This window comes from Streptomyces sp. NPDC028722 (assembly GCF_040637655.1).
In the GTDB taxonomy this organism is placed as follows: domain Bacteria; phylum Actinomycetota; class Actinomycetes; order Streptomycetales; family Streptomycetaceae; genus Streptomyces.
Genome location: NZ_JBEZWU010000031.1, coordinates 90,253 through 98,034, shown reverse-complemented (window position 1 = coordinate 98,034; position 7,782 = coordinate 90,253). Strand labels below are relative to the sequence as shown.

4 protein-coding genes and 1 pseudogene are annotated in these 7,782 nt (G+C 73.4%); all 5 read right to left on the bottom strand.

Annotated elements, in window-relative coordinates; translation table 11 throughout:
- Positions 1 to 179: 179 nt before the first annotated feature.
- Positions 180 to 1,316, bottom strand: a pseudogene (locus tag AB0F03_RS32535) (alginate lyase family protein); the annotation flags it as partial.
- A gap of 393 nt (positions 1,317 to 1,709) precedes the next feature.
- A complete protein-coding gene (locus AB0F03_RS32530) occupies positions 1,710 to 3,950 on the bottom strand; it encodes a hypothetical protein (protein WP_361998645.1) in 2,241 nt (746 codons plus the stop codon).
- Positions 3,951 to 4,226: 276 nt separating this feature from the next.
- Positions 4,227 to 5,792, bottom strand: a complete 1,566-nt coding sequence (locus AB0F03_RS32525; RefSeq protein WP_361998642.1) for an ABC transporter substrate-binding protein — start codon at positions 5,790 to 5,792, stop codon at positions 4,227 to 4,229.
- Positions 5,793 to 6,086: 294 nt separating this feature from the next.
- Positions 6,087 to 7,286 (bottom strand): cytochrome P450, encoded by a 1,200-nt coding sequence (locus AB0F03_RS32520; protein WP_361998639.1) that lies wholly within the window; start codon positions 7,284 to 7,286, stop codon positions 6,087 to 6,089.
- Between the two features lie 102 nt (positions 7,287 to 7,388).
- Positions 7,389 to 7,769: a hypothetical protein gene (locus AB0F03_RS32515; RefSeq protein WP_361998637.1), complete on the bottom strand. Its 381-nt coding sequence runs from the start codon at positions 7,767 to 7,769 to the stop codon at positions 7,389 to 7,391.
- Positions 7,770 to 7,782 lie beyond the last annotated feature (13 nt).

The window sequence follows — 7,782 nt, the reverse complement described above, 5'->3', positions numbered from 1 at the left end:
AGCGTCGCGTACCGCAGACCCGCCTGACGGGCCTTCTCCAGATCCGCGGGCGACCCCCACGTCTCCACATACGGAGCCGCATACCGCGACGGGAAACTCATGGTCCCCTTGCCGGAACCGGTCACCGCGCCCGTGACGGGGGACGCGGAGGCGGACGGCTGCCGCGTGGTCGCGGGGCCGGCCGGGTTGTCGGCGTGGGTGAGGGTCTCCCAGGCGACGAAGAGGTCATTCGTCCCGGCGGGGCGGTTGCGCTCGGTGAGCCTGCCGGTCTCGGGCATGTCCAGGCCCAGCCTGGTGTGCAGGGCGTTGTATCCCACCTCCGTGACGGGCCCCAGGTCCCCCTTCAGACTGCCCCCGCAGAGGGAGGACGGCACGGCGGCACCGAGCGCGTACTTCGACTGGAATTCCAGTGCCTGCCGCAGGCGCTCCCCGACCTGCGCGTACAGGTCCTGGCCCTGTATCCACGCGGTCTCGGCGACGTGGGAGATCGCGGCGATGCCGTACCCCGTGTGCGCGAGGTCGCGGCAGGTCTCCTGGGTGAGGCCGGGGACGAAGGTGGACTGTCCCTGCCAGAAACCGACCGTCGCCGATCTGTCGCCGGCGGCTCCCGCCGTCGCCTTCGGCAGAGCGCCGTCGGAGTCCAGATAGACGTAGGCGGCGACCCGCTTCAGATAGCGGGCCACCGCCTGGTCGTAGTCGGCGCGGTCGTCCAGGAAGACGGAGATGCCGACAGCGGCCTCCATCATGCTCAGTTCCCAGTTGCCGTTGCTCTGCGCACCGTTGACGACCTCGGGCAGATAGACGTCGCGCAGCATCGTGGCGAAGCGGTCCGCCTGGGGCCACGCGGTGTACGTGGAGCGGATGATCTCCGCCGCGCGCGGCCACACGGACCCGGACCAGCCGGTCTGCAACGGCGCGTTGCTGTTGGTGTGGGAGGTGATCGTCGACGACCAGGCGTCCATGATCTGGATGGCCTTCTGGGCGTACTTGTCGTCCTGGGTCAGGTACCAGGCGAGCGCGTCGGTGTACGCCGCGATCGCGTCCTGCCGCTCGTCGGTGCACCCGTTGTCGGGGCGGGAGGACGGACCGCACTCCACGGTCTGCCGGGGGTTCGGATTCCGGGACAGGGACGCGTAGGGGCTCGCCATCATCTGGTCGAACGCGCCTTTCCAGGGCTGGCTTCCCGCCCGCACCTTCTCGCGTACGAAGTCCAGTTGCGGTCTGCTCTCCATCACCCCCGGGTGGGCGAACGCCGTGGGCGGGGAGGGATCCCCGTCCTGTCCCGCGAGCGCGGGGACCGCCACGACCGCCGTCATGAGCGTGGCGATCAGGGCGCCGAGGGCGACTCGTTTCTGCTTCTCCGTACAGCGCCCGGGTGATCGGCGGAGAAGTGCGTTGAACATGGGCACGCCTTCCAGGAGCCGGTGGCCGGTTCCATCGCGATTTCGGCAGCCGGCGTGCCGCGCCCTCGGCCGGTGACGTGGTGCGTCCCGGCGTATCGCACGGAGGGGCGGTCCGCCCGGCTGGGAACGGGGAGGGCCGCTCCCCGGGGCCGGGATCGCCCCGGTGGCCGATGAAGGGAGCCGCCTCCGCGCGTCATCCTTCTGGCCGGTGGCCGCCGCCCGCCAGCGCGGTGGCGTCACCGTGCCCCTTAGGCCAGGGGATCTGTCCGAACAACCCGTCAGGCCCCCTCGTGCCGGCCGGCGGCGTCAGATTCCGCCGTCGCCGCGCCACTCCCGCCAGGCCCGGGTCAGTTCCCCTACCGCCGCCCGGTCCAGCCCCGGGTCCCGCGGTGTCCGGCCGGGTCCGACCTCGCGCATCATGACGACGCCCGGGACGGCGGGTTCGGCCTCGAGCACCCGGAAACGGGAACCGGGCAGGAACAGCACCCGGTCCGGACACAGCGGGTCGAGGAGGTCCGTGCGGCGGCCGTCCACGGACCAGATGAGGAAGTCGGTGTTGCCCGGTTCGTCGCGCGGGCCCAGGGCCGATGCCTCGCACACGTCGGGGTCGGCGACCAGCGGCTGCCCGGCGTACCACTGCCGCATCGGCTCGTCGAGCGTCGCCCGCAGGCCCGTCGCCCCCCGGTGCACGGGAAGCATCCGCAGTCCCGCGCGCAGCAGTCCGGCGTCGGCAGGCACCGGCCGGCCGGCCACCGCTTCCGCCCCGGTGCCGTCCGGTCCCCCGGTGGCCGCAAGCCTGCGGAGCACGGCCGCGAGAGCGGCCACGGCGTCCGGGTCCCGCCGGTCCGCGGTGAGTTCGGGGTGCCGGCGCAGTATCTCGGCCGCGACCGAGAGGGAGCCCTCGTGCGCGCTGTCCGGGGCGGTGCGCTGCCGGGCCGGGCCGGTCCGCCCGCCGCTGGGCACCGGCCGGGGGCCGCCGCCGTCCGCGGCGGAAGAGGGGCGGACACCGGTGCGGGGGGCGGGCCTCGCCGGGGCCCGGCCGCCGGCCGGAACGGTGGGGCGGCAGACCCCCAGGCGTACCGCTGCGCGCAGTCCGGGCGGGAAGTCCCGCACCAGGTCGGCCGCGAGCCGCTCGAGCCGGGGCAGCGCCTCCTCGGAGCCGGCGTCGCACAGGATCCGTTCCCGGCCGGGTTCCGGGTCGGCGGACCGGACCTCGGCCGCGTGCGCGGGGTCCTGCCGCAGGCGTACCCACAGGCCGCTGCGCACCACCTCGACGACCGCGTCCTCCGCGAGGAGGTGCGTGCCGGGGCTGATCTCCTCCAGGCCGCCGAGCGGCCAACGGTGCGCCGCCGCGAAGGGAGGGGACGGGGGCCCGGCGGCCGGCGGCAGGTGCACGAACTCCTGCCCCAGCAGCGGACGGCCGGGCGAGCCGTCCTGTCGTACCAGCAGCATCTCCCCGGCGTCGTCGTCCGCGCCGGGCATGCCGTTGTACAGGTGTACGGGTTCGCCGGCCACCTGGGCGAGGACGTCCCCGAAGTGCCGTCCTCCGCTCAGACGGGTGGGTCCGTAACAGGCGAACCGCACCGCCGGCCGCACGTGCGGCGGCAGGCTCTGCCACAGACGGACGACGTCGGCCAGCGGCAACGGCGCCGCCCCCGGGACGCCGACCACCACGGTGAGCAGCTCGCCGGACACGCGCAGGCCCAAGAGCCGCGTCCGGTGGTCGTACCGGGCCGCGTCCTCCCCCGCCGGACGCAGCCAGACACCGGCGGGCAGGGGTTCCGCCACGGCCCGGCCCAGTGACCAGGGCCGGTCGGGCAGGAGGGACTCCCACGACGGTTTCGGGAAGCGCCTGGAGTCCAGCGCCTCGGGGGCGCCGGGTGCACAGCGCACCCATCCCGCTCCGCGGTCCGCGCCGATGAACAGGCCCCCGGCGGAGGCCGGCAGCGGGGAGCCGTCCGCGGCGATCACCGTCCTGCCCAGCCGGTCGGCGAGCCACCGGGCCGTGGCCGCGGCCCCGGGGCGGGGCCGGCCGAACACCAGCCGCAGGCCGTTCCGCCCCGGGGGGACGGCCTGCGCCAGTTCCTCCAGCGTTGCGTCGTCCGCCCCGTCGGGCAGGTCGGCCACCAGGACGGTGCACTCCGGGTCCCGGGCGAGGCCGGCCGCGAAGGCCAGGGCGCGCGGATCCGCGGTGCCGGCCGGGGAGATCAGCCACGCCTGGCCCGCGCGGTGGGCCGTGAGAGCCGGGCCGCTCCCGTCTCCGTGGCCGGCCGGGCGAGGGGACGCTCCGGCACCGGCCGCCGCCCCCTCGGCCGGTGTCCGGGACCCGCGGCGCGCTTCGGGAGCGGGAGGCGCCGTGAGCCCGCCACCGCGCGGTGCGGAGGGGCGGGGTGTCCCCGGGGTCTGCTGCCGCCGGCCGTGCCAGGGGGATGTACGGGCCGCTTCCGGGCGGGGGGCGCCGTGCCGGCCCCCGGCCCTCGCCGTGCCCGCACGAGTGGACGCCGTCGGCTGCGGGTCGGCTTCCGCTCCTGTCTGGTTGACGCTCATGCGCTTGCTTCTCCCTGCGAGGGCGGTCTCCCTGCCGTGGGGCGGGGTGCGACCGTCCGGCGCACCCGGGGAACCGGCGGTCAACTCTAGGAACGTGCCGGTCCGACGGTCCACCGCGGTCGTCGCTGTCGCCCGGCGTGACCTGGCGCTTCACTCCGTGCGGGCACAGACCGTGCACTTTCGCGCAGGATGCGCCCGGCCCGCGGCCCCGCCGTGCTCCCGCTCGGGGTCCGTCGTGGGCTGTCGCCGCGTCGTACGGCGGGGTGCTCGCGCGGCTCAGTCCTTGCTGATCTCCCAGAACCGGAACACCGTGGACGCGTCAAGGCAGTAGTCGACGCCGTGGACGCCGTCGCGGACGACCGCGTACTGCTTGGCCTGCCACACCGGCAGGACGGGCACCTGGCCCGCCACGATGTCCTGGATCCGGCCGAACGTCCCGTCGGCGTCCGTGCGTTCGCTGAGGGCGGCGGTGCGCGGGATCAGTTTGCGGGTGACGGTGCCGTTCTCGTAGTGGTTGCCCAGCACGTTCCCCCTGCCGAAGAAGGGGGCCGTGAAGTTGTCGGCGTCCGGGTAGTCCGGCACCCAGCCCTTGACGTAGACGCCGTACCTGCCCGCGGCGATGTCCCGCTCGTACCGGTCGAAGGGCACGGATCTGACGTCGGCGTCGAACAGCCCGCTGGCGTTGAGCTGCGCGGCGATCGCCGCCAGTTCCTGGTCCGTCGCCGGGCCGTAGCGGGTCGGGGTGGACCAGAGGGTCAGCTTCACCTTGCCGGTGATGCCGTCGGCGCGCAGGACGGCGGCGGCCTCGGCCCTGGAAGGACGGCCACCGTACAGGTCGAAGAAGGCCGTGGTGTGGCCGCCGATACCGGCCGGGACGATCGAGTACAGCGGGATCGCCGTGTCCCGGTAGACCTCCCTGACGAGCGCGTCGCGGTCGAGGACGTGGGCGATGGCCCTGCGTACGGCCAGCTTTCCGGCCACCGGGTCGCGCATGTCGAAGACCAGGTGCTGGACCTCGGCGCTGCTGCCCTCGACGACCTCGATGTCCTTGCGGCGGGTCCGCAGGCCGATGTCGGAGATGTCCTGGGCGGTCAGGCCGCGGTAGGCGACGTCCACCTTGCCGTCGAGCAGGTCCTGTTTCAGGGCGCCCTGATCGCCGTGGAAGAACCTCAGGGTGATGCCGGTGTTCTTCACCTCGGCGTTCCCCTTGTACCGCCCGTTGACGGAGAAGACCGCGTCGCCCTTGCCGAAGCGGTCCAGTGTGTAGGGTCCGGAGCCGATGGCCACGCCGTCCGTGCGCAGCTTCCCGCTGTCGTACTGCCGGTGGTCCACGATGGAGCCGGCGCCGGACGCGATCTTGCTGGGGAAGGTGGCGTCGGGGACTTTCAGCCTGAAGACGACGGTCCTGTCGCCCGGGGTCTCGATGGTGTCGAGTGTGCTGAACATGACCGCCGGACCGGCCGGGTCCTTGATCCGCAAGGTGCGGTCGAAGGAGAACTTCACGTCCTGCGCGGTCAGCGGGTCACCGTTGCTGAACCGCAGACCGTCCTTGAGGACGCACTTGTAGACCCGGGCCCGTCCGTCGGTGAAGTAACACGCCTCGGCGGCGTCCGGCTCGGGCTCCGTGCCTCCGCTGGGAAAGCTGAGCAGCGACTGGAAGACGTTGTCGAACAGGAGCCAGGAGCCCGGGTCGTAGCCGGAGGCCGGGTCCGTGGCCAGGACGTCGTCGGACATGCCGACCACCACGTGGGGGTCTTCGCCGAAGGTGGTGCACCCCGTCAGCAGAGCGAGGGCCAGCCCGGCGGGAGCGAGCCGGGCCGGCCACTGGTTGAGCATGTTCACCGCTTGTGCCTCGTCTTGGGTTCTCGCTGATCGATGGACCGGTCGTGCACTTCAGGCATGGGCCGGTCCGGCACCGCGGGGAGGAGTCCCCGGGCCGGAGAGGATTCGGTCCGGCGGGGACTGCGGCGGATCACAGGGACAGGGGCGGCTCCATCCCACGAGAGCGCGTCAGAAGCGCTGGAGGGAGCCGGTCGGGAGCACTCTATGTCCGGCGGGTCACCGGACATGATGTTCGCGGGCCCGGTGTCCGAAGAGGCAGCGGCTGTGCACCTACGGCCGTTGCCGGGTATCGGGTCACGCCCATCGCACCGGCAGTTGCCGGGGGCCGTGGACGAGCATGCCCAGCCGCCATCTCACAGCCTCCGGGCGGGTGTCGAGGGCGAGGCCGGGGCAGCGCCGCAGCAGTGCCCGGACTGCGATGCGTGCCTCCGCCCGTGCGAGCGGGGCGCCGAGGCAGTAGTGGATGCCGTGGCCGAAGGCGAGGTGACCCTGCGCGGGCCGGCGGATGTCGAAGCGGTCGGGGTCGGGGAAGCGCTCCGGGTCGCGGTCGGCGTCGGCCACCACGACCAGGACCAGCTCGCCGCCGCCGGGGATCACCGTGCCGCCGATGTCGACGGATTCGGTGGTGAACCGGTACGTCGCCGCCTCCACCGGACCGTCGTACCGCAGCATCTCCTCCACGGCCCCGTCGATCAGCGTCATGTCGGCGCGGAGCGAGGCGAGTTGAGCGGGATGGGTGAGCAGCGCCAGGACGCCGCTCGATATCAGGTTGGCCGTGGTCTCATAGCCCGCCACGAGCAGCAGCCAGGCGGTGCCGATCAGTTCCTCGGGGCCGAGCCGGTCGCCGTCGTCATCGACGGCGCGGATCAGAGCACTCATCAGACCGCCGTCAGGGGCACGGCGCTTGTCGTCCAGCAGCCGGGCCAGATAATCGCTCAGCTGCCGGCCGGCCGTGCTCCGCGCCACCGGATCGGGGTGTGAGAACAGGTCCGTGCTCCAGGTCCGGAACGCGGCGCGGTCCAGTGTCGGCACACCGAGGAGTTCGCAGATCACCGCCATGGACAGCGGGACCGACAGGGCCTCGACGAGGTCGGCGCGTCCGTCCGGGCGCGCCAGCATCGCGTCGAGCAGGGTCTCGGTGATCTCCTCGACGCGCGGGGCGAGCTGCCCGACGCGGCGCGGGGTGAACTCGCGGGCGACCAGTTTGCGCAGCCGCCCGTGGTCCGGCGGGTCCGAGTTGAGCATGTTGGGTCCGGCGGCCGGCCGCACCAGGGACAGCGTCGGCGAGGCCCGTTCCCACGACTTGGCGAGCCGGGGATCGGCGAGCGCGGCCCGCGCGGCTTCGTACCCGACGACGAGCCACGCCTCGTGACCCTCGGGCACCCGCACCCGGTGCACCGGGCCGCGTGCGCGCAGCGCCGCGTACACCGGGAAGGGGTCGCGGACGAACTCCTCGCCCAGCGCGGCGAGGTCGACGGGGCCGGCTGTGGTCATCGGGATTCCTCTAAGGGGGGTCGGGGGACGCATGAGTGCCCGGACGGGGGAGGGGCGTACCGGGCACTCGTGCGCGTCCGCCGGGGGCGGCGGACGGTCGGGTCAGCCGAGGTTCACGAGGTAGGGGCTCGTGGCCGTGCCCTTCGCGGCGCCCGTGTAGCCCTTGGACGCGGTGAAGTGGGCGGTGCCTACGTAGAAGCTCTTGCTGGGGTTGGTGTTGTAGACGCCCCGCACCTTCGCGTAGGTGGTGCCCGCGGCGAGGGGGAGCGTCGCGCACTTGCCGGGGGTGATGAGCACGGTGGAGAAGCCGCCCTGCTGGGGGAGTTCGCCGTAGGCGCTGTAGTTGCCCTGCGCGCACACCTTGAAGGTGTGGGCGGTGGCGGCGGCGGCCGGACCGGCGGTGGCCGCGACGGTCCCGGCCGTGAGGCAGGACACCGCACCGAGGGTGAGGGCGGCCTTGCGGGCCTTGGACGTGAACTGCACGACGTATCTCCGT